We start from the raw sequence: 20,217 nt of genomic DNA on the forward strand, positions 1-20,217 counted from the left end.
GACATGAGATCACAGGTCGGCTCCGTCCACGATGGTCGTTCACGCCCGGATGAGCGTCACCAACCCGGCCGCGACCAGCACGCCAGCCCAGAGCCGATCCACGTTGAACCAGGCCCGACGCAGCACCCCGACCCCGAGCACCTCGTAGACCAGCATCGCCACGACCAGGGCGGTGCCGAGCATCGCCACCGTGTGCACCCCCGCCGCCGCGAGCCCGGACAGCGCGCCCACCGGCGCGGCGGACAGGTGCCCGGCGTGACCCCCGGGCACCGGCTCGGCCACCAACAGTGGCAGCAGCATCAGCCCCGCGCCGTGCGCCGACGACATGAGAAACGACCAGCCGGCGAGCTGAGCAGAGGACAGCCGCATCCCCGCCCAGCGGAAGTGCCGCTCCGAGAGCAGCCGCCACAGCCCGAACGCGACGAGCAGCACACCGCCGACCACCGCCAGGGCGGTGCTCGCCGTCACCGACCGGGTCGCGGTCACCAGCGCCGCGACGATACCCACCGAGGCGAGATGCCCCGCCGCGATCGGCGGCAGCGACCGCAGCAGGGCCGCCCGGCTGCGCTCCTGAAGGCCCCGGGCCACCGCGAACAGCCAGCCCATCGCCGGGTTCAGACCGTGGAACGCGCCGAGCGCGGCGAGCGTCGCCCAGGTGGCGACGGTCACGGGAAGCAGTACGAGTCGGAGGACGCGTCCCCGCCCTGCAACCGGGTCTGGTGCACCCGCAGCCCGCGGAACTCCTCCCCGTGCGGGAAGAACCTCTCGTCGGGAGTGAGCCCACCGGCGTCCACGTCGACGTCGAGCTTCGCCAGCCAGGCCCCCACCCCGTCCGGGTAGAACTGGTCGTCCCAGGCGCCGTAGAGGGAGTTGCTGACGTAGACCCGCCGGCCGTCGCGGCTGACCTCGACCATCTGCGGGCCGCCGGCCAACGCCTCGTCGGGCGCGGACGGATGGGCCGTGCGACGGACGATCCCGCCGAGGCGCACCGAGCCGGTCTGCACGGGGTGCAGCGGGTCGCTGACGTCGTACTGGCGTAGCTCTCCGGTGCCCCAACAGGAGACGTAGAGGAAGTGGTCGTCGACCGACAGGTCGATGTCGGTCACCAGCGGCGGCACCGCGCCGAACGGCTTGAGCAGGTCGGGCAGATCGGCCGGATCGGCCGGCTCCGCCGGGATGTCGATCACCTTGGTGACCGCCCAGGCATCGCCGTCGCGGTGCCACAGCCACACCGATGCGGACAGGTCCTCGACGCTGATCACCACCCCGACGAACCCGTACGACTTCGTCGGGTCGTGCGCCGGGCGCAGCTCCAACGGCATCTGATACTGATCGCCCAGGTCGACGCGCTGCACGTGTCGGCGCTTCGCGAGATCCCAGAAGTGGATCGCGTGGCCGTAGCGCCGGCCCAGCAGCAACTCGCCGACGATGCCGTCCTCGATCATCGACGGGGTGCCCCACTCGCTGGTGACCAGCACGTCCTGGGTGAGGTGCCACCACACGTCGTACGCCAGGAACTGCGGACCACGGTCGGACTCCCACGCCCCGCGTACCTCGAACGTGGTGTGGTCGAGGATGGCGATGCCGCCCGGACCCTCCGCGCCGTCCGCGCCGCCGAGGGCGGAGAGGTAGATGCCGTCCGGACCACAGTGCACTGTGTGCGGGCGCGAGTAGCCGGCCTTCTTCGCCAACTCCTCCGGCCCGATCACCTTGACCACCTGGGGCTGGCGCGGATCGGGCTGCGTGTCGAGCACGTGGATCCGTGACGACCGCAGACCGGGCACGATCAGGTAGCGCCGCTCGACGTGCGGGTGCGGGGCGGTCGGGCAGAGCGCGCTGCTGCACGCGTTCCACCCGAAGTGGTGCAGCTCGTCGCCGAGGTGCGGCAGGTCGGTCCAGCCGACCACAGTGCCGTAGGTGGGGGAGTCGGGATCGGTGTCCAGCACCACTATGGCGTCCGGACGGCTGGCCGTACGGTCGAAGGCCGCCACGTAGGCGAGCTTCTCCGCCGGCGCGGCCACCGCCTCGGAAGGGGAGGGGTAGAAGGTGGGATCGGGGGTCCAGCGGGTCATCGGGTCTCCGCTCGTCAGGTGGTGGGAACGCCGAGTCGGTCGAGCAGGTGCCGACGCAGCGCGCCGAAGGCCGGGTCGTCCGGCGTACGGGTGGGAGCCAGGTCGACGGGCAGGTCCGCGACGATGCGGCAGTCGTCGAGGAGCAGGATCCGGTCGGCGAGCAACAGCGCCTCCTCCACGTCGTGGGTGACAAGCAGGGCGGCGAAGCCGTGCTCGGCGCGCAGCCGGCGCAGCAGGGCCTGCATCCGCAGTCGAGTCAGCGCGTCCAGGGCGCCGAACGGCTCGTCGAGCAGCAACAGGTCCGGTTCGCGGACCAGGGCCCGTGCGACCGCGACCCGTTGCGCCTGCCCACCCGACAGCTCGGCCGGCCAGGCGCGGTGCCGTTCGGCGAGCCCGACCTCGGCCAGCGCGCGCTGGACCCGAGCGGCGGTGTCCGCGCCGGACAGCCCGAGCCCGACGTTGGGCGCCACCCGTTTCCAGGGCAGCAACCGGTGCTCCTGGAAGACCACGGCGGCGGTGCCGTGCACGACGATCTCGCCGCTGGCCTCGCCGTCCAGCCCGGCGAGAATCCGCAGGAGGGTGCTCTTACCGGAGCCGCTGCCGCCCAGCAGGGCCACCACCTCGCCACGGGCGATGCTCAGGTCGACTCCGGCCAGCACGACCGTCGGCCCGAACGCCCGGTGCACCGCGTGCGCGGTCAACACCGGCGTCGTGCCGGTCAGGTGGCCCGCAATCCGCGACGCCATGTCAACATCCTCCTCTCCACCATCCGCAACGCACTGTCGGATATCAGCCCGAGCAGCGCGTAGACGAGCAGGCCGAGCACCACCACATCGGTCTGGCTGAACTCCCGCGCCTCCATCATCAGAAAGCCGATCCCGGTCTGGGCGTTTACCTGCTCGCCGACGACCAGGCTGAGCCAGGCGGCGCCGATCGCCAGCCGCAGGCCGAGGAAGAGCGAGGGCAGCGCGCCGGGCAGCACCACGTGCCGCAGTCGGGCGGCCTGCCCCAGCCCGCAGGTACGGGCGGCCTCCACCAGCCGCTCGTCGATGTCCCGGATGCCGGCGTAGGTGTTGAAGTAGATGGGGAAGAACACGCCCAGGGCCACCAGGCTGATCTTGAGTGACTCGCCGATGCCCACCCAGATGATCAGCAACGGGACGAGGCCCAGGTGTGGCAGCATCCGGGCCATCTGCACCGGAGGGTCGACCAGGTCGTCGCCGAGCCGCAGCAGCCCGGCCAGGGTGCCCAGGATCAGCGCCAGGACGCCGCCGATCAGCAGCCCCGCCCCGGCGCGGGTGAGGGAGTCCAACAGGTGCACGAGGAGCGTCCCGTCCCGGGTCAGCCGCCAGCCGGCGGCCAGGACGTCGCTGGGCGCGGGCAGCTTCTCCGGTGCCAGCAGCCCGGTCCGGGCGGCCACCTCCCAACCCAGGACCAGCGCCACCGGGCTGATCAGCCGCCGGTAGCGCCGGACCGGCCGAGGGCGCCGAGGCGTGGCGGGCGCGGCGGTCACGACCTCGCCGGGGGCCTCGGCGAGCGTGGTGCGGCTCATTGGAAGACCGCGCTGAACCGGTCGTCGACCCGGGATCGGAGGTCGACCGGCCCGGGAATGAGATCCAGGGCGATGAAACTGTCGGTGATCGCCTGGAGCTCGTCGCCGATGGCCGGGGTGACCGGGGCGAGGGGCCGGGCGCTGCGGGCCAGGGCGCGGCTGGTGACGTCCTGCGGGATCTTCAGCTCCGGCGCGAGGGTGCTGGCCCGCTCCTCGGGATGGGCGATACCCCAGTCGGTCACCTCACGGTAGCGCTGGAGGAAGGCCCGGACCTCGTCCGACCGCTTCGTGACGGCGTCCGGGGCGGCCAGGACGTACTCGCGGTTGCTGGCCAGACCTGTCGCGTCCGCGAGCACCTGGACCCCCGGTTGCTCGGCCAGCGCGAAGTACGGGTCCCAGATCACCCAGGCGTCGACCTGGCCGCTGTCGAACGCGGGCCGCCCCTCGGCGGGCTTGAGGTACTTGACCTCAATGTCCTTCAGGGTCATGTTGTTCGCCTTGAGCAGTTGGACCAGCAGCCAGTGCACGTTGGACCCCTTGTTCAGGGCCACCGTCCTGCCCTTGAGGTCGGCGAAGCTGCGGTAACCGCTGTCGGCCTTGACGAGCACGGCCTCACCCTGCGGGATCGGCGCCGAGGTGCCGATGATGGAGAACGGGATCTTCCCGGCCGCGGCGAAGACGGGTGGCGCCTCGCCGACCTGTCCGATGTCGATGGACCCGGCCTTGAGGGCCTCGGTGAGCGCGGGGCCACTCTCGAACAGCGACCACTCCACCTCCGGTGCCGCGCCACGCGCCTTGACCAGGCTGAGGCCGCCGAAGCGCTGGTACCCGACCCGGAGCTTGCCCGCGCCGTCCCCGGCGTCGGCGGAGCCGCCACAGGCGCTCAGGACGGCCGTGGCGAGCAGGGCCACGATCGTCAGCGCGGCGGTGGCCGGGCGACGGTGGTACGGGGGACGGCGGACCGAGGGGGTACGCATGGCGGCTCCTTGGGGTGGGCAGGTGTGCCGGGCCGCGTCGACCGGCGTGAGTGCGTGGGCGGTAGCCTACTAACCCGATAGGTTTTATGGGTAGGCTGTCCGCGCGATCGTCCCACCCCTCAGGAGGTGCCCGCCGCACCGCGTGCGCCGACCGTCCCCGCTGGAGGAAAGAGCCGCCATGACCCTCACCTTCCACTGGTTCCTGCCCACCAACGGCGACAGCCGGGACATCGTCGGCGGCGGACACGGCGTACCGACCGGCGCCGCCGGAGGAGCCCGCCCGGCCAGCGTGGCGTACCTGGGACAGATCGCCCGCACCGCCGAGCAGCTCGGCTTCGTCGGCGCGCTCACCCCGACCGGCGCCTGGTGCGAGGACGCCTGGCTGAGCACGGCGATGCTGACCGAGGTGACCGAGCGCCTCAAGTTCCTTGTCGCCTTCCGACCCGGGCTGCTGGCTCCCACGCTGGCCGCCCAGATGGCCTCGTCCTTCCAACGGCTGTCCCGGGGCCGGCTGCTGCTCAACGTGGTCACCGGTGGCGAGTCACAGGAGCAGCGGGCCTACGGCGACTTCCTGGACAAGGACTCCCGGTACGCCCGGTGTGACGAGTTCCTGCACGTGGTGCGCGCCCTGTGGCGCGGCGAGACGGTCGACCACGCCGGCACCCACGTACGCGTCGAACAGGCGCGCCTGCACCGCCTGCCCGACCCGGTCCCGCCGGTCTACTTCGGGGGCTCCTCCGCCGCCGCGCTGCCGGTGGCGGCGCGGCACAGCGACGTCTACCTGACCTGGGGTGAGCCCCCGGCCCTGGTCGCCGCCAAACTGGCCCGGGTCCGGGCGCTGACCGCCGACGCCGGGCGCGAGGTGCGCTTCGGCATCCGGCTGCACGTCATCGCCCGGGACACCGCCGAGCAGGCCTGGGCGCAGGCCCGGCGACTGCTCGACGGCATCGCCGAGGCCGACATCCGGGCGGTGCAGGACGGGCTGCGCCGCAGCGAGTCCGAGGGGCAGCGCCGGATGCTCGACCTGCACGGCGGTTCCCGCGACGGCCTGGAGGTCGCACCCAACCTGTGGGCGGGAGTCGGGCTGGTCCGCGGCGGGGCCGGCACCGCGCTCGTGGGCAGCCACACCGAGGTCGCCGACCGGATCGCCGAATACCATGCCCTCGGCATCGACGAGTTCATCCTCTCCGGCTACCCGCATCTGGAGGAGGCGTACTGGTTCGGCGAGGGAGTGCTGCCGATCCTGCGGGACCGCGGCCTGTGGCGACACCCCGACGGCCAACCGGGGCCGGCAAACCACGTCGACGTCCCCTTCGCCGGCACGTCGACCCCCCGCCCGCGACCCGCGTCCGTGATCGCTGGCGGCTGAGCGACTCGACACGCCGCGCACCCCACCGCTGAACTGCCAACGATCGGCGGGAGCACGGTGGCCGCCGGCCGCGGCTGCGTGATCTCTCATCCCGGGCGCACTGTTGCCTCGGTCGGTGGCGATCCTCTACGGTCTGCTCAGCGGTGGGCGGTGCGGTCCGCATCCGACCGGACACCGCCGGTTGCCCGTCGCGCGGGCCGGGATGGTGGAGTCCCGGATCACCCCGTCGGCAGTGGTTCCGGCGGTCGTGTGACTCCAACTCGTACCCCGGGCAGTGCTGCCCGGCGCGGCTCCCTGCGGAGCCGACGACGAGCCGGGGCACGCCGATCCCACCGGGAGAAGCCCGTGTTTCTCAGCCCGCACGAGCAGGACCGCCTGCTCGTCCATGTCGCGGCCGATGTCGCCCGCCGCCGCCGCGAGCGCGGCCTGCGCCTCAACTATCCCGAAGCGGTCGCGCTGATCACCGCGTTCCTGCTGGAGGGCGCCCGCGACGGCCAGTCGGTGGTCGACCTCATGTCGACGGGCCGGACCGTGCTCAGCCGTGACGACGTCCAGGACGGCATCCCCGAGCTGCTGAGGGAGGTGCAGGTGGAGGCGACGTTCCCGGACGGCACCAAGCTGGTGACGGTGCACCACCCGATCCCGTGATCCCGGGGGAGATCCTGCCGGCCGCCGGCCCGGTCGAGATCAACGCGGGTCGTCCGGTGACCACCCTGCTGGTGGTGAACACCGCCGACCGGCCGGTACAGGTCGGTTCGCACTACCACTTCGCCGAGTCCAACCCGGCGCTGGCGTTCGACCGGCACGCCGCCTGGGGGCAACGGCTCGCCGTGCCGGCGGGCACCTCGGTCCGGTTCGAGCCGGGCATCAGCCGCAGCGTCGACCTCGTCCCGTTCGGGGGAGCGCGCGTCGTGCCAGGGCTGCGCGGGGAGTGCGTCGGTCCGCTGGACGCGCCCACGGCCGACGGGTCACCGGAGTGAGCGCCGTGCGGCGGGACCGCTACATCGACCTGTACGGGCCCACCACCGGTGACCGGATCCGGCTTGCCGACACCAACCTGCTGATCGAGGTGGAGACCGACCACTGCGTGGGCGGTGACGAGGCGGTCTTCGGCGGCGGGAAGGTGATCCGCGAGTCGATGGGGCAGTCCCGTGCGACCCGCGCCGAGGGGGCGCTGGACACCGTCATCACCGGCGCCGTGGTGCTCGACCACTGGGGTGTGATCAAGGCCGACGTGGGCCTGCGCGACGGGCGGATCGTGGCGCTGGGGCGGGCCGGCAATCCGGACACCATGCCCGGTGTCCACCCCGACCTGGTCATCGGCCCGGCCACCGAGGTGATCGCCGGCAACGGGCGGATCCTCACCGCCGGCGCGGTGGACACCCACGTGCACTTCATCTGCCCGCAGATCGTCACCGAGGCGCTGGCCAGCGGCATCACCACGATGGTCGGCGGCGGCACCGGGCCAGCCGAGGGGACGCGGGCCACCACTGTCACCCCGAACGCCTGGCACCTGGCCCGGATGCACGAGGCCCTGGACACGCTGCCGGTCAACGTGCTGCTGCTCGGCAAGGGCAACACCGTCTCCAGCGAGGCGCTCTGGGAGCAGTTGCGGGCCGGCGCGGGAGGTTTCAAGCTGCACGAGGACTGGGGCACCACACCGGCGGCGATCGACGCCTGCCTGCGGGTGGCGGACGCGTCCGGGGTCCAGGTGTCGATCCACACCGACACGCTCAACGAGGCCGGTTTCGTCGCCGACACCCTGCGCGCGATCGGCGGCCGGGCCATCCACTCGTACCACACCGAGGGCGCTGGCGGCGGGCACGCACCGGACATCATCACCGTCGCCGGTGAGCCGAACGTGTTGCCGTCGTCGACCAACCCGACCCGGCCGTACACCGCGAACACCCTCGCCGAGCACCTGGACATGTTGATGGTCTGCCACCACCTCAACCCGTCCGTGCCGGAGGACCTGGCGTTCGCCGAGAGCCGGATCCGGCCGTCCACGATGGCCGCCGAGGACCTGCTGCACGACCTCGGCGCGATCTCCATCATCGGCTCCGACGCGCAGGCGATGGGCCGGGTCGGCGAGGTGATCCTGCGAACCTGGCAGAGCGCGCACGTCATGAAGGACCGGGTCGGCGCGCTGCCGGGCGACGGCGCCGCCGACAACCACCGGGCCCGCCGGTACGTCGCGAAATACACCATCTGCGCGGCGATGGCCAACGGGTTGGAGGACGAGGTCGGCTCGGTCGAGCCGGGCAAGCTCGCCGATCTGGTGCTCTGGGACCCGGCGTTCTTCGGCGTACGACCGCACCTGGTCCTCAAGGGCGGCATGATCGCGTACGCCCAGATGGGTGACGCGAACGCGTCGATCCCCACGCCGCAGCCGATGTTGCCGAGGCCGATGTTCGGGGCGTACGGCGCGGCGGCCGCCGCGACCAGCCTGGCCTTCGTGGCGCCGGCGGCCCTGGACGCGGGGCTCCGCCTCGACGTGCGACGCCGGGTGGTGCCGGTGCGCGACGTGCGGTCGCGGGGCAAGGCCGACCTGCCGGAGAACAACGCGATGCCGCGAATCGAGGTGGACCCGGACACGTTCACGGTCCGGATCGACGGGGTGGTGGTGGAGCCGGACCCGGTGACCCGGCTGCCGATGGCCCAGCGGTACTTCCTGTTCTGATGGCGACGCCGAGCCTGCTGTTGCTGTTGGCCGACGGACGCTTCCCGGCCGGGGCGCACGCGCACTCCGGCGGTCTGGAGGCGGCCGTCGCCGCAGGCCGGGTCCGGGACCTGGCCTCGTTGGAGGCGTTCCTGGCCGGACGGTTGGCCACCGCCGGCCTGGTCGGCGCGGCCTTCGCGGCTGCCGCACACCGGGCGGCGGCGTTGGCTGGGCCCGCCGTCCGGTCGGGGGCGCTGGCTCGGCTCGACGTGGAGTTGGACGCGCGTACCGCGTCGCCGACGTTGCGGACGATCTCCCGCCGGCAGGGCCGAGCGCTGCTGCGCGCCGGCCGGGCCATCTGGCCGGACGCGCCGTTCGGTGACCTGCCCGCGACGTCCTGCGGCGTACACCAACCGCTGGTGCTGGGGCTGCTCTGTGCCGAAGCCGGGCTGTCCCGCGTCGAAACCGCCACTATCGCCGCGTACGGAACGTTGACCGGGGCGGCCAGCGCCGGCGTACGCCTGCTCGGCCTCGACCCGTACCAGGTGCAGGCCCTGCTGGTCGGTCTTGCCGACGTCTGCGACGGCACAGCCGCCGACGCGGCGCGGGCCGCCGACGACCCACCGGAGCGGCTGCCGGCCGCGGCCGCTCCGCTCGCCGACATCCATGCCGAAATCCATGCCACCTGGGAGGTGCGTCTCTTTGCGTCCTGACACTGTTGTGCCGAGCGCTGGGTCCGCTGTCGAACCGATCACGCCGGCACCGAACGGCCAACCGCACGACGAGAGCGTCCCGCACACCCATCCCGAACCAGGGGTCGACCCGCATCCGCCGCTGGCAGGTGCGGGTCGTGCCCTGCGGGTCGGCATCGGTGGCCCGGTCGGATCCGGCAAGACGGCACTGGTGGCCGCGCTCTGCCGTGTCTTCGCCGACGAGTTGCGGCTCGGTGTGGTGACAAACGACATCTACACGACCGAGGACGCCGACTTCCTCAGGCGGGCCGGAGTGCTGGACCCGGCGCGGATCCGCGCGGTGGAGACCGGGTGCTGCCCGCACACAGCGATCCGCGACGACATCGGCGCCAACCTGGACGCCGTGGACGAGTTGGCCGAGGCGGTCGGCCCGTTGGACCTGGTACTGGTGGAGAGCGGCGGGGACAACCTGACAGCGACCTTCAGCCGGGGTCTGGTCGATCGGCAGATCTTCGTGGTCGACGTGGCGGGAGGCGACAAGGTGCCGCGCAAGGGCGGACCCGGCGTCACCGCCGCCGACCTCCTCGTGATCAACAAGACCGACCTGGCGCCGATGGTGGGGGCGGACCTCGCCGTGATGGATCGCGACGCGCGGGCCCGACGCGGCGACCTGCCGACCGTCTTCCTGTCCATCGTGGGCGACCCGACGGCGAGTCGGGTCGCGGACTGGATTCGGCACGAGTTGACCCACCACGCCACCGCGCACCCACGTGCCGTACCGGTCGGTCCGCTCTGATGCGGGCGTCCGCCCGGCTGGTCGCTCGGGCCGACGGTCGGGGCGGGACGGTCCTTGTCGAGTTGCACGGCGAGACGCCACTGCTGCTGCGCCAGACCCCGACCGACGGTGGTGTCGCCACCGTGCACCTCGTCGGCGGGGCCGCCGGGCCGATCGCCGGCGACGATCTGCGGCTGGACATCGAGGTGGGGCCGGGCGCGGCGGTCCGGGTGCACACCGTCGCCGCGTCGATCGCCCTACCGGGCCGACCCGGTGCGGTGTCCCGGATGGCGGTGCGGGCGGTGGTGCGTAGCGGGGCCACGTTGCACTGGCTTCCCGAACAGTTGGTCGCGGCGGCGGGCTGCGCGCATCTGGCCGAATCCAGGATCGACCTGGCCGCCGGGGCGAGCCTGCGCTGGCGCGACGAGCTGATCTGCGGCCGGTACGGCGAGGCGCCCGGTGGGGCCGTCGTGCACACCCAGGTCGACTACGGGGGCCGGCCGTTGCTGCGGCAGTCCCTGGCCGTGGGACCACAGGCACCCGGCTGGGCCGGACCCGCCGTGCTCGACGGCGCACCGGCCACCGGCTCGCTGCTGGTGGTCGACCCGTCGCGACCCGCCGAACCGGCGCACGTCCGGCCCGACGCGACAGTTGCCCGACTGCCGCTGGCCGGCGGCCCGGCGACACTGTGGACCGCCACCGCCCCGGACGCCCACACCCTGCGCACGCACCTGACCGCCTAGCGCCACCGGCTGCGCGCGCGGCGCGGCTGGCCCGCCAGCTTTTTCGGGCCAGCCTTCGCCACCACCAGGTCGGCATCGCTCCACAGAGCGATATACCTCTGAGTCATAACTATGACTCAGAGGTATATCGCGTACGGGGGGTAGCGACCTCTGAGACAACGCGGTCGGCCTGCCATGACGGCAGAGCAGGGGCCACGCGGCGCTGCCCTACTGGTGTCGGTCGGGCCGCCGAGGTTCGGCCGGGGTGGGTCAGCGGTGGGGGCTGCCGGCCGGGCTGACTTCGGCGTGGTGGCGCTGGCGGGCCGGGTCGAGACGGCCGATCAGGTCGTCGAGCGCGCCGACCAGGTCGGGGGTCTGCGCCGCACCCGGCTCGGAGGGCTGCGCGATGCCCGGCTCGGCGGCCTGTGCGATGCCCAGCTCGGCGAGGCTGGCCCGGACCCGCTGGTCGAGGCGGTCGTGCTCGCGTCGGCCCCGAGCGGTGAGATAGGCGCGGATCCGCCGGCGGTCGACCGGATCGATCCGGCGGAAGACGAGGTTACGGTCGACCAGCTGGTCGACCAGCTTGGTGAGGGTGCCGGGAGGCAGCGACGCCTCGGCGGAGACCGCACTCATCGGGTGGCCCTGGCCGTCGGCGAGCAGGCAGAGCACCCGCCACGCCTCGATGGTCAGTGCGTCGTCGGCCAGGACGGCGCCAAGTCGGCGGGAGAGCAGCCGCTCGGCGCGGGTGAGCGAGCGCAGCAGGTCGGCTGGCGCCCCGGGCACGTCTGACATGAAACTCCCTGGTCCGGTGGCCCTGTCATGCTACCGAGTCGTCCCGGTCCGTGGTGAGCTCTGGCCTTCCGTGGTGGGCCGGGCAATCATGTGCACATGTCCGCGCCGGGACCGCCGTGGCTGACCGTCGACCGTGCCGTGGTCAGCATCGCTCTGGTCTATCCGATGCGCGGGCCAGCCGGCATGTTCGGCCCGACCTGCGAGCTGTGTGCGCAACTCGCGGTCGAGGAAATCAACCGGTGCGGCGGGGTGCTGGGTCGGGAGGTGCGGCTGGTGCTTGTCGACGGTGGCGCGCCGCCGGCCGAGGTGGCTGCCGAGGTCGAGGCGCTGATATCGGTGGGGGCCGTGCAGGGTGTGACGGGGTGGCACATCTCCTCGGTGCGCCAGGCGCTGGCACCCCGCGTCGCGCACCGGGTGCCGTACGTCTACACCGCACTCTACGAGGGTGGCGAGCGTACCGAAGGGGTCTTCCTGACCAGCGAGACGCCGGACGCCCAACTGTGGCCCGCGATGCGGCTGCTCGCCGGAGAGCAGGGAGTGCGTCGCTGGTTCGTGGTCGGTAACGACTACGTGTGGCCGCGGCGTACCGCTCGGGCCGCCCAGTTGTACGCGCTGCGCGGCGGCGGACAGGTGGTGGGGCAGCACTTCCTGCCGTTGGACGCACACGACTTCGACGAGGTGCTGCGCCGCATCGAGCACAGCGACGCCGACGCGGTGTTGATGCTGCTGGTGGGTGCGGACGCGGTGCGGTTCAACCGAGCGTTCGCCCGCTCCGGGCTGGACCAGCGGTGTCTGCGGCTGAGCACCCTGATGGACGAGAACATGCTGCTGGCCAGCGGTGCGGGCGCGACCCGCCGGCTGTACAGCACAGCGGGTTTCTTCGCCGGGCTGGTGACGCAGGAGAACCTCGACTTCCACGGCGAGTTCGCCCGTCGGTTCGGGATCGAGGCGCCGCCGCTGGGCAGTCTGGGGGAGTCCTGCTACGAGGGTGTGATGCTGCTCGCCGCGCTGATCGGTCGGGCCCGCACCCTCGACGTGCGGGCCATCGAGACGGCCGCCGACACCGTGGCGTACCACGGGCCGCGCGGGCGGTTGCGGTTGCGCCGGCGGCACGTGCGTCAGCGCATCTACCTCGCCGAGGCCGACGGGCTCGACTTCACAGTGCTCGCCCAGCTCTGACTGGCGGCCGGGTCGAGGCAACCCCTTGACAGCCGCACCCGGCCCGGCCCTAAGATGCTTCCTGTGTGAAGTATCTGCCTCTGCGGGCAGCTGCCACCAATGTGTGTCCACGATCGGCGACATCATTCGCCGACCATTGTGATGGCAATTTCTCCGAGATTTCCAGCGGCCGACACCGTCTTTCCCTGACAGTGTCGGCCGTCTTTTGGTGACCCTGCTGCGCCGCTGGCGGGAAACACTCAATTAAGGGCCGGGAAACACGATCGCAATGATGCCGGTCGACGCTTTCCCTGCCCGTATCCGCTGCGGTGCCCCGGTGGCGTCCACCCGTCGACCCCGGCATCGCCCACTTCAGATCCACCGGACCGCACCGACCGTCCATTCGCCACGTGAGTGCACCGCAGGGGAGAATTGATGTCATTATTCCGGGGCCGCCGCATCCTGGCGGGTGCCATGACCCTGGTCGCCGCGGCAGCGATGACCGCGTGCGGCAGCAAGACCACCGACGAGGGCAGTGCGACCGGCGTCGCCGCCGACGTCTCCGGCGACACCGTCAAGGTCGGCCTGCTCAACTCGCTCTCCGGGACCATGGCGATCAGCGAGGTCACCGTCCGCGACTCCATCATGCTCGCCGTCGAGGAGATCAACGCGGCCGGCGGCGTGCTCGGCAAGAAGATCCAGCCGGTCGGCGAGGACGGCGCCTCGGACTGGCCCACCTTCGCCGAGAAGGCCGAGAAGCTCATCTCCGAGGACCGGGTCGCCGCCGTCTTCGGCTGCTGGACCTCGGCCAGCCGCAAGGCGGTCAAGCCGGTGTTCGAGAAGAACAAGGCGCTGCTGTTCTATCCCGTGCAGTACGAGGGACTGGAACAGTCGCCCTACATCTTCTACACCGGCGCGACGACAAACCAGCAGATCGTCCCCGGGCTCGACTATCTCAAGGCGCAGGGCGCGAAGTCGGTCTATCTGGTCGGCAGCGACTACGTCTTTCCCCGTACCGCCAACAAAATCATCAAGGCGTACGCCGCCGCCAACGGGATGACCGTGTCGGGCGAGGACTACGCGCCGCTCGGATCCACCGAGTTCGGCACGATCGTCAACAAGGTCAAATCAGCCGAGGCCGACGCCGTGTTCAACACCCTCAACGGTGACAGCAATGTGGCCTTCTTCAAGGAGTACAAGTCGGCTGGCCTGACCGCGGCCGCGATGCCGGTGGTGTCGGTGTCGATCGCCGAGGAGGAGGTCAAGGGGATCGGCACCCAGTACCTGGAGGGCCAGCTGACCGCCTGGAACTACTACCAGACCACGCCCGGGGCGGCGAACTCGACGTTCGTGGCCGCGTACAAGGCCAAGTACGGGGCGGACAAGCCGACGAGTGACCCGATGGAGGCCGCGTACGTGGCGGTGCACCTGTGGAAGGCGATGGTCGAGAAGGCCGGCGCCTTCGACGTGGAGAAGGTCCGCGCCGCGTCCGGGGGGATCACCTTCGACGCCCCGGAGGGCACTGTCACTGTCGACGGCCCGACCCAGCACATCGCCAAGACCGCCCGGATCGGCAAGATCGGCGCGGACGGGTTGATCAGCGAGGTGTGGAACTCCGGCAAGCCGGTCCAGCCCGACCCGTACCTCAAGACCTACCCCTGGGCGAGTGGCCTGAGCTGACGATGCCGGCCCGGGCGGGGCGCGTTGCCGCGCGGCCTGCCCGGGCCCCCCGACCAGCAGTACGGAGTACCCACCGTGACAGTCCTCTTCGGTCAACTCTTCACCGGCATCAGCATTGGCGCGGTGCTGCTGCTCATCGCTCTCGGTCTCGCGCTGACCTTCGGCCAGATGAACGTGATCAACATGGCGCACGGTGAGTTCATCATGGCCGGCGCGTACACCACCTACGTCCTGCAACAGAGCATCACCGGGGCCGGCCTGTCACTGGTGGTCGCGTTGCCGGTGGCGTTCGTGGTCGCCGGCACGATGGGCGTCCTGCTGGAGATGCTGCTCATCCGCCGGCTCTACGCCCGACCGTTGGACACCCTGCTTGTCACCTGGGGCGTGTCGCTGATGCTGCAACAACTGGCCCGGGACGTGTTCGGCAGCCCGAACGTGCAGGCCCGCGCTCCCGAACTGCTGACCGGCAACGTGGCGCTGCCCGGCGGGCTGACCATCGCCAACAACCGGCTGTTCATCCTGGCCCTGGCGTTGGCCGCCGTCGCGGCGCTCACCCTGGCGCTGCGGCTCACCCCGCTGGGACGCCGCATCCGCGCGGTGGTGCAGAACCGCGACCTCGCCGCGGTGTCCGGCATCCCGACCGCCCGGGTCGACCGGACGACCTTCTTCGTCGGCTCCGGCCTGGCCGGGCTGGCCGGGGTGGCGCTGACCCTGCTCGGCCCGATCGGCCCGACCATGGGCACCAACCTGATCATCGATGCCTTCCTGGTCGTCGTGGTCGGCGGGATCGGCCAGCTCAAGGGCACTGTGATCGTCGCCTTCGCCCTCGGCGTGCTCCAGGCCACCGGGGAGTACCTGACCACCCTCAGCGTCGCCAAGGTGATCGTGTTCGTGGCGATCGTCGCGTTCCTTCAGTGGCGGCCACAGGGCCTGTTCACCCTGCGGACCAGGAGCCTCGCATGACCGCCGTCACCCCCGCGCCCCCCAGCACCGCTGTCCGTCCGACGCCCGCCAGCCCCGTACCACCGGGTCGGTCATCCCGTCGCAGCCGGCTGCGGACGGCGGCCGGCTTCGCGTTCGGCGCGGCGCTGCTGTTCGCCGTGGCGCCGCTGGCGCTGTCGGACTTCCGGCTGGCCCTGCTCGCCAAGTATCTCTGCGTCGCCATGGTGGCGGTCGGCATCGGGATCGCCTGGGGCCGGGGCGGGATGCTGACCCTCGGCCAGGGCGTCTTCTTCGGCCTCGGCGGCTACGCGATGGCCATGCACCTCAAGCTCGCCGACGCGGGTCCCGGTGGGATGCCCGACTTCATGCAGCTGTACGGGCAGCTCGACGAGCTGCCGTTGTGGTGGCGGCCGTTCGCCAGCCCGTGGTTCGCGCTGCCCGCGACGGTGCTGTTGCCGATGGCTGTCGCCTTCGGGCTCGGCTCGCTGGTCTTCCGCCGCCGCGTTCGCGGTGCGTACTTCGCCATCCTCAGCCAGGCGCTCGCGGCGGCGATGGTGATTCTGCTGATCGGGCAGCAGGGCACCACGGGTGGCACCAACGGGCTGACCGACATCAAGGGCTTCTTCGGCTATGACCTGGACGACCCGGTCAACCAACGAATGGTCTACTTCATCATCGCCGGCCTGCTGCTGGCGTTGCTCGCGCTGGCCCGCCAACTGATGCAGAGCCGCTACGGGGAGCTGCTGGTGGCGGTCCGCGACGGTGAGGAGCGGGTCCGTTTCCTCGGCTACGACCCGGCGTCGGTCAAGCTTGTCGCGTACGTCGTGGCGGCGGGCATGGCGGGGCTGGCCGGGGCGCTGTTCGTGCCGGCGGTGGGCATCATCTCGCCCGCGTTGATCGGCATCGTCCCGTCGATCGAGTTCGTCATCGGGGTCGCGGTGGGCGGCCGGGCCACCCTGCTCGGCCCGGTGCTCGGCGCGGTGGCGGTGGCCTGGGCGCGTACCGCCCTGTCGGAGCGTTTTCCCGGCACCTGGACGTACCTGCAGGGTCTGCTCTTCGTGGTGGTGGTGGCGTTCCTCCCCGGTGGCCTGGCGTCGCTGTGGGCGCTGGCCCGCCGCCGGGAGGGCGGCGCGAAAGCGCGTGGGCGTGGGTGGTTACCGACGGGTCGACGACGCGCCGAGCGGGCGGAGGTGCCGGCGGCATGAGCGACGAGCGGCTGGACGGGTTGTCCGTCCGTGACGTGCGGGTCACTTTCGACGGGTTCACCGCCGTCGACGGTGTCTCGTTGGAGGTGCCCGCCGGTGACATCAGGTTCCTGATCGGGCCGAACGGCGCCGGCAAGACCACCCTGGTCGACGCGATCACCGGCCTGGTCCGGGCCACCGGTTCGGTCCGCTTCGGTGAGCACGAGCTGCTGGGCCGCCCGGTGCACCGGATCAGCCGGCTGGGTATCGGGCGCACGTTCCAGACGTCGACGGTCTTCGAGGAGCTGTCGGTGTTGCAGAACCTCGACATCGCGGCGGGTGCCCGTCGCAGCTGGGCGACCCTGGCTCGTCGTCGGCGCGACATCCCCGACGAGGTGGCCGCGGCCCTGGAGACCATCGGGCTGACCGGGCGGGCCGGGCACCTCGCCGGGACGCTCGCGCACGGCCAGAAGCAGTGGCTGGAGATCGGCATGCTGCTGGTGCAGGACGTCCGGCTGCTGCTGCTCGACGAGCCGGTCGCCGGGATGAGCCACGAGGAACGCGACGCCACGGGTGCCCTGCTGGAGACGGTGAGCCGGGACCGCACGGTGGTGGTGATCGAGCACGACATGGATTTCCTGCGCCGGTTCGCGCGCAGCGTCACCGTGTTGCACGCCGGTCGGGTGCTCAGCGAGGGCACTGTGGCGCAGGTCCAGGCGGACCCGCGCGTGCAGGAGGTCTACCTTGGCCACCCGGTCGACGCCGGGTCGGCCCCCACGGTTCGGGAGGCAGGATGCTGACGCTGCGCGGGGTGCACGCCGGGTACGGGCGCTCTCGGGTGCTGCACGGGGTGGACCTCGCCGTCCCGCCCGACGGGGTGGCCGCCGTGCTCGGGCACAACGGCGCCGGCAAGAGCACCCTGCTGCGGGTCGCGGCCGGGCTGCTGCGCCCGAGTGCCGGCACCGTCGAGTTGGACGGTGAGGACGTGACCCGTCTCGGGCCGCACGAGCGGGTGGCGCGCGGCATGGCGTACGTCCCGCAGGGCCAGCAGAGCTTCCCGCACCTGACCGCCGCGGAGAACCTGCGGCTCGTCGCCGACGGGCGGCGCGACGGCGCGGTGGCCACCGCTGAGGTGCTGGACCTCTTTCCGGCGTTGCGCCAGTTGCTGCGGCGGCGGGCCGGGTTGCTGTCCGGCGGTCAGCGGCAGCAACTGGCCATCGCCCGCGCGTTGATCACCCGGCCGAGGTTGTTGATGCTCGACGAGCCGACCGAGGGCATCCAGCCGTCGGTGGTCGCCGAGATCCAGGAACGGATCGTCGAGTTGACCAGGCAGTCGGGGTTCAGCGTGTTGCTCGTCGAGCAGCACCTGGGCTTCGCGTTGCGGGTGGCGAACCGCTATCACGTGCTGGAGTCCGGCCGGGTCACCTCGCACGGCGACGGGGGTGTCACGGCGGAACGGGAGGTCCGAGCGGCTCTGGCGGTCTGATCGGCTCTGGCGGTCTGATCGGCGCAGCGTCGGTCAGGTCGTCGGCGCGGGGCCGGTCGAGTCGCGGACGACAAGCAGGTGCCCGGTGGGACGGCGGCGGGGGCGGGCCGCGCGCGGCTTCAGCGCGAGGGTGAGTGCCGTGCGGCCCATCTCGGTCATCGGCAGGCGGATGGTGGTGAGGCTGGGCGCGAGGTCGGCCGCCACGGAGACGTCGTCGAACCCGACGACGGACATCCGCGCGGGCACCGGCACCCGGCGGGACCGCAGCGTCGACAGCACACCCATGGCCATGGCGTCGTTGAGCGCGATGATCGCCGTCGTCTCGGGATGTTCGTCGAGGATCTGCTCGGCGGCGGCGCGCCCGCCACCGCGGGTGAAGTCGCCGTGTACGACGGCGAGGTCGGCGGGAGACCGCCCGCGCTGCCGCAGGGCCGACGACACTCCGGCCAGCCGGTCGGCGACAGTGGTGAGGCCGGCGCTGCCCGCGGCGACCGCGATCCGCCGGTGGCCGAGATCCAGCAGGTGCTGGGCGAGCGCGACGCCGCCGGCCTCGTTGTCCGGCAGGACGGCGTCGACGCCGAGCGCGTGCCGTCCGATGGCCGCGGCCCGCCCGCCGTGGTCCTGGAACGCGGCCAGCTCGGCGCGGGCGGCGGCCTCCATGCGGGGGTCGTCGTAGCCGGAACCGCTGATCAGGACGATGCCGACCCGCTGGGCGATCAGGTGGCGCAGCTGTTGCAGCTCGTAGCCGGGGTCGCGGCCGGACTGGCAGATCTGCACCAGCAGCCCCTGCTCGGCGGCGAGTTGGATGACTCCGGCGGCGATCTCGGAGAAGTACGGGTCGTCGACCTGATGGACGATCAACCCCACTGTGGAGGTGGCACCGCTGGCCAGGGTGCGGGCGTACGGGTTGGCCACGTAGCCCAGCTCACCGGCGATCTGCCGGATCCGGTCGGCGACCTCGGCGCTGACCCCCGCGCGGCCGGCGAGGGCGCGGGAGGCGGTCGCCAGTGAGACGGCGGCGTGTTCGGCGACGTCCACGAGGCGCGGCCGCTGGCTGGCCCTGGGCATCCGCAACCCTCCGAGAACATTCATGTCACCCGATCTATTGCGAGCGACATTGATCGAAGCCTAGGGTACGTAAGCGCTTTCGTAAGCGCTTACGTGACCGGCATCCGGCATGCCGCGAAACGAGGTGACAGTCATGTCCAGGGCCCGACGAGCGGCCGTCTCCCTCCTGGCGATCGGCGCACTGACCGGCGCCGGTACGCCGCCAGCGCACGCGGATCGCAGCACCTCGCCCGATGTCCATCCGGCGCTGCGCGCGCACCTGGTCGCCGCGTACGACTTCGACCACCCGGTGCCCGGCGACCCCGCCCTGGAACGCGACAGGGGGCGTTCCGGCACGGAGATCGAGCTGATCAACGGCGGTGCCGCCATGCGGGTGCCGGACCGCGCCTACCGGGGCAGCCGCAACGCGGTGCAGACGCGGCAGGTCGCCCCCACCGTCGCCGGCAACGACGACTGGAAGGCCGGCACGTGGTCGGCCAGCGGGGTGCGGACGCTGCGCGCCTTCAGCGCCACCACGGGCACCACCGTCATGGGCTGGTTCAAGCTGAACATGGACAGCCCGTTGCCCAACTCCACCACCGCCGACCCGGACGACCGGTACAACGCGATCGGGCTGGCCGGCGTGCTGACCGGCGACTCCGACGGACACGGCGTGCGCGCCCTGCTGGAGCTGATCGACGTCGAGGGGGAGTTGCGTCTCGTCGCGCTCGGCCGGCGGCTCGACGGTGGCAACTCGCAGACCTTCGCCGCCAACCAGGACTGGCGCGAGCTGCTGCCGGTGGGGGAGTGGGTGCACCTGGCCGCCACCTTCGACTTCGACACCGGCGCGCTCGCCCTCTACCGCAACGGCGAACCGGTGGACGGCTTCTACACCCGCGCCGACGACCCGTGGCTGGTGTCCGGGCCCGGCCCGCACGTGACCACCGCGTCCGACCCGCGCGGCATCAAGATCGGCGGGAGCTTCCCGCAGGACACGCTGGAGCGCAACCCGTGTGACTGCCGCATGGACGGCCTGATGTTCCTCGACAGTGTGGTCTCCGCGACCGACGTGCGGAGGCAGTACCGCCACCTTGCCCGCTGACCACCCTC

Annotated in this window: 22 protein-coding genes; 15 read left to right on the forward strand and 7 right to left on the reverse strand. The window is 71.9% G+C overall.

The genetic code is table 11. From position 1 onward, the window contains the following. Window positions 1-39: 39 nt before the first annotated feature. From ABZU25_RS14270 to ABZU25_RS14290, 5 genes are read right to left on the reverse strand one after another with little or no spacing between them, the layout of a single operon-like run. Window positions 40-669 carry a hypothetical protein gene (locus ABZU25_RS14270; protein WP_355029760.1) on the reverse strand — a complete coding sequence of 210 codons (630 nt, stop codon included), beginning with the start codon at window positions 667-669 and terminating at the stop codon, window positions 40-42. Beyond that, the gene (locus ABZU25_RS14275) at window positions 666-2,072 is read right to left on the reverse strand and encodes a selenium-binding family protein (RefSeq protein ID WP_355029761.1); all 1,407 of its coding nucleotides are present in this window, start codon (window positions 2,070-2,072) and stop codon (window positions 666-668) included. Before ABZU25_RS14275 ends, ABZU25_RS14270 begins: the two co-directional genes overlap by 4 nt. Before the next feature lie 14 nt (window positions 2,073-2,086). Then, window positions 2,087-2,818, reverse strand: a complete 732-nt coding sequence (locus ABZU25_RS14280; RefSeq protein ID WP_355029762.1) for an ABC transporter ATP-binding protein — start codon at window positions 2,816-2,818, stop codon at window positions 2,087-2,089. Continuing rightward, entirely contained in the window at window positions 2,791-3,624 is an 834-nt protein-coding gene (locus ABZU25_RS14285) for an ABC transporter permease (RefSeq protein ID WP_355029763.1), read from the reverse strand. The genes ABZU25_RS14280 and ABZU25_RS14285 overlap by 28 nt, the downstream gene beginning before the upstream one ends. Beyond that, entirely contained in the window at window positions 3,621-4,601 is a 981-nt protein-coding gene (locus ABZU25_RS14290) for an aliphatic sulfonate ABC transporter substrate-binding protein (RefSeq protein WP_355029764.1), read from the reverse strand. Before ABZU25_RS14290 ends, ABZU25_RS14285 begins: the two co-directional genes overlap by 4 nt. Window positions 4,602-4,779: 178 nt before the next feature. On the opposite strand from ABZU25_RS14290, the gene ABZU25_RS14295 reads away from it, so the two are divergent. From ABZU25_RS14295 to ABZU25_RS14330, 8 genes are all read left to right on the forward strand, one after another. Beyond that, a complete protein-coding gene (locus tag ABZU25_RS14295; protein ID WP_355029765.1) occupies window positions 4,780-5,970 on the forward strand; it encodes an LLM class flavin-dependent oxidoreductase in 1,191 nt (396 codons plus the stop codon). A gap of 115 nt (window positions 5,971-6,085) precedes the next feature. Continuing rightward, entirely contained in the window at window positions 6,086-6,223 is a 138-nt protein-coding gene (locus tag ABZU25_RS14300) for a hypothetical protein (RefSeq protein ID WP_355029766.1), read from the forward strand. Window positions 6,224-6,315: 92 nt separating this feature from the next. Next, complete coding sequence (locus ABZU25_RS14305) at window positions 6,316-6,618, forward strand: urease subunit gamma (RefSeq protein ID WP_355029767.1); 303 nt, start codon at window positions 6,316-6,318, stop codon at window positions 6,616-6,618. Next, window positions 6,615-6,950, forward strand: a complete 336-nt coding sequence (locus tag ABZU25_RS14310) for an urease subunit beta (protein WP_355029768.1) — start codon at window positions 6,615-6,617, stop codon at window positions 6,948-6,950. Before ABZU25_RS14305 ends, ABZU25_RS14310 begins: the two co-directional genes overlap by 4 nt. Continuing rightward, on the forward strand, window positions 6,947-8,650 hold the full coding sequence (locus ABZU25_RS14315; RefSeq protein ID WP_355029769.1) for an urease subunit alpha: 1,704 nt from the start codon (window positions 6,947-6,949) through the stop codon (window positions 8,648-8,650). The genes ABZU25_RS14310 and ABZU25_RS14315 overlap by 4 nt, the downstream gene beginning before the upstream one ends. Further along, entirely contained in the window at window positions 8,650-9,342 is a 693-nt protein-coding gene (locus tag ABZU25_RS14320; RefSeq protein ID WP_355029770.1) for an urease accessory UreF family protein, read from the forward strand. Before ABZU25_RS14315 ends, ABZU25_RS14320 begins: the two co-directional genes overlap by 1 nt. Beyond that, the gene (gene ureG, locus ABZU25_RS14325) at window positions 9,332-10,117 is read left to right on the forward strand and encodes an urease accessory protein UreG (RefSeq protein ID WP_355029771.1); all 786 of its coding nucleotides are present in this window, start codon (window positions 9,332-9,334) and stop codon (window positions 10,115-10,117) included. The genes ABZU25_RS14320 and ureG overlap by 11 nt, the downstream gene beginning before the upstream one ends. After that, on the forward strand, window positions 10,117-10,839 hold the full coding sequence (locus ABZU25_RS14330; protein WP_355029772.1) for an urease accessory protein UreD: 723 nt from the start codon (window positions 10,117-10,119) through the stop codon (window positions 10,837-10,839). The genes ureG and ABZU25_RS14330 overlap by 1 nt, the downstream gene beginning before the upstream one ends. Window positions 10,840-11,088: 249 nt before the next feature. Here ABZU25_RS14330 and ABZU25_RS14335 read toward each other — a convergent pair whose 3' ends face one another. Then, window positions 11,089-11,610 carry a MarR family winged helix-turn-helix transcriptional regulator gene (locus ABZU25_RS14335; protein ID WP_355029773.1) on the reverse strand — a complete coding sequence of 174 codons (522 nt, stop codon included), beginning with the start codon at window positions 11,608-11,610 and terminating at the stop codon, window positions 11,089-11,091. A gap of 96 nt (window positions 11,611-11,706) precedes the next feature. Here ABZU25_RS14335 and ABZU25_RS14340 point away from each other — a divergent pair, with 96 nt between their 5' ends. From ABZU25_RS14340 to urtE, 6 genes are all read left to right on the forward strand, one after another. Beyond that, window positions 11,707-12,789: a substrate-binding domain-containing protein gene (locus ABZU25_RS14340; RefSeq protein WP_355029774.1), complete on the forward strand. Its 1,083-nt coding sequence runs from the start codon at window positions 11,707-11,709 to the stop codon at window positions 12,787-12,789. A gap of 414 nt (window positions 12,790-13,203) precedes the next feature. Continuing rightward, a complete protein-coding gene (gene urtA / locus ABZU25_RS14345) occupies window positions 13,204-14,448 on the forward strand; it encodes an urea ABC transporter substrate-binding protein (protein ID WP_355029775.1) in 1,245 nt (414 codons plus the stop codon). 75 nt (window positions 14,449-14,523) lie between these two features. Further along, window positions 14,524-15,411, forward strand: coding sequence for an urea ABC transporter permease subunit UrtB (gene urtB / locus ABZU25_RS14350; protein ID WP_355029776.1), 888 nt, complete (start codon window positions 14,524-14,526; stop codon window positions 15,409-15,411). Next, the gene (urtC, locus tag ABZU25_RS14355) at window positions 15,408-16,595 is read left to right on the forward strand and encodes an urea ABC transporter permease subunit UrtC (protein WP_355029777.1); all 1,188 of its coding nucleotides are present in this window, start codon (window positions 15,408-15,410) and stop codon (window positions 16,593-16,595) included. The genes urtB and urtC overlap by 4 nt, the downstream gene beginning before the upstream one ends. Next, complete coding sequence (gene urtD / locus ABZU25_RS14360) at window positions 16,592-17,374, forward strand: urea ABC transporter ATP-binding protein UrtD (protein ID WP_355029778.1); 783 nt, start codon at window positions 16,592-16,594, stop codon at window positions 17,372-17,374. Before urtC ends, urtD begins: the two co-directional genes overlap by 4 nt. Beyond that, window positions 17,368-18,060 carry an urea ABC transporter ATP-binding subunit UrtE gene (gene urtE / locus ABZU25_RS14365; RefSeq protein WP_355029779.1) on the forward strand — a complete coding sequence of 231 codons (693 nt, stop codon included), beginning with the start codon at window positions 17,368-17,370 and terminating at the stop codon, window positions 18,058-18,060. Before urtD ends, urtE begins: the two co-directional genes overlap by 7 nt. A 33-nt stretch (window positions 18,061-18,093) precedes the next feature. On the opposite strand, the gene ABZU25_RS14370 is transcribed toward urtE, so the two are convergent. Continuing rightward, the gene (locus ABZU25_RS14370) at window positions 18,094-19,152 is read right to left on the reverse strand and encodes a LacI family DNA-binding transcriptional regulator (RefSeq protein WP_355029780.1); all 1,059 of its coding nucleotides are present in this window, start codon (window positions 19,150-19,152) and stop codon (window positions 18,094-18,096) included. A 109-nt stretch (window positions 19,153-19,261) separates the two neighbouring features. Here ABZU25_RS14370 and ABZU25_RS14375 point away from each other — a divergent pair, with 109 nt between their 5' ends. Continuing rightward, window positions 19,262-20,209, forward strand: coding sequence for a LamG-like jellyroll fold domain-containing protein (locus tag ABZU25_RS14375; protein WP_355029781.1), 948 nt, complete (start codon window positions 19,262-19,264; stop codon window positions 20,207-20,209). The last annotated feature ends 8 nt before the right edge of the window (window positions 20,210-20,217 follow it).

Origin of the sequence: Micromonospora sp. NPDC005215, from assembly GCF_040607915.1 — a bacterium.
Taxonomy (GTDB): Bacteria; Actinomycetota; Actinomycetes; order Mycobacteriales; family Micromonosporaceae; genus Micromonospora.

Coding starts and splice junctions, on each gene's coding strand:
- ABZU25_RS14340 (WP_355029774.1), top strand. CDS start 11,707: ATGTCCGCGCCGGGACCGCCGTGGCTGACCGTCGACCGTGCCGTGGTC.
- urtC (WP_355029777.1), top strand. CDS start 15,408: ATGACCGCCGTCACCCCCGCGCCCCCCAGCACCGCTGTCCGTCCGACG.
- urtD (WP_355029778.1), top strand. CDS start 16,592: ATGAGCGACGAGCGGCTGGACGGGTTGTCCGTCCGTGACGTGCGGGTC.
- ABZU25_RS14335 (WP_355029773.1), bottom strand. CDS start 11,610: ATGTCAGACGTGCCCGGGGCGCCAGCCGACCTGCTGCGCTCGCTCACC.
- ABZU25_RS14375 (WP_355029781.1), top strand. CDS start 19,262: ATGTCCAGGGCCCGACGAGCGGCCGTCTCCCTCCTGGCGATCGGCGCA.
- ABZU25_RS14285 (WP_355029763.1), bottom strand. CDS start 3,624: ATGAGCCGCACCACGCTCGCCGAGGCCCCCGGCGAGGTCGTGACCGCC.
- ABZU25_RS14280 (WP_355029762.1), bottom strand. CDS start 2,818: ATGGCGTCGCGGATTGCGGGCCACCTGACCGGCACGACGCCGGTGTTG.
- ABZU25_RS14290 (WP_355029764.1), bottom strand. CDS start 4,601: ATGCGTACCCCCTCGGTCCGCCGTCCCCCGTACCACCGTCGCCCGGCC.
- ABZU25_RS14370 (WP_355029780.1), bottom strand. CDS start 19,152: ATGAATGTTCTCGGAGGGTTGCGGATGCCCAGGGCCAGCCAGCGGCCG.
- ABZU25_RS14275 (WP_355029761.1), bottom strand. CDS start 2,072: ATGACCCGCTGGACCCCCGATCCCACCTTCTACCCCTCCCCTTCCGAG.
- ABZU25_RS14330 (WP_355029772.1), top strand. CDS start 10,117: ATGCGGGCGTCCGCCCGGCTGGTCGCTCGGGCCGACGGTCGGGGCGGG.
- ABZU25_RS14295 (WP_355029765.1), top strand. CDS start 4,780: ATGACCCTCACCTTCCACTGGTTCCTGCCCACCAACGGCGACAGCCGG.
- ABZU25_RS14320 (WP_355029770.1), top strand. CDS start 8,650: ATGGCGACGCCGAGCCTGCTGTTGCTGTTGGCCGACGGACGCTTCCCG.
- urtE (WP_355029779.1), top strand. CDS start 17,368: ATGCTGACGCTGCGCGGGGTGCACGCCGGGTACGGGCGCTCTCGGGTG.
- urtA (WP_355029775.1), top strand. CDS start 13,204: ATGTCATTATTCCGGGGCCGCCGCATCCTGGCGGGTGCCATGACCCTG.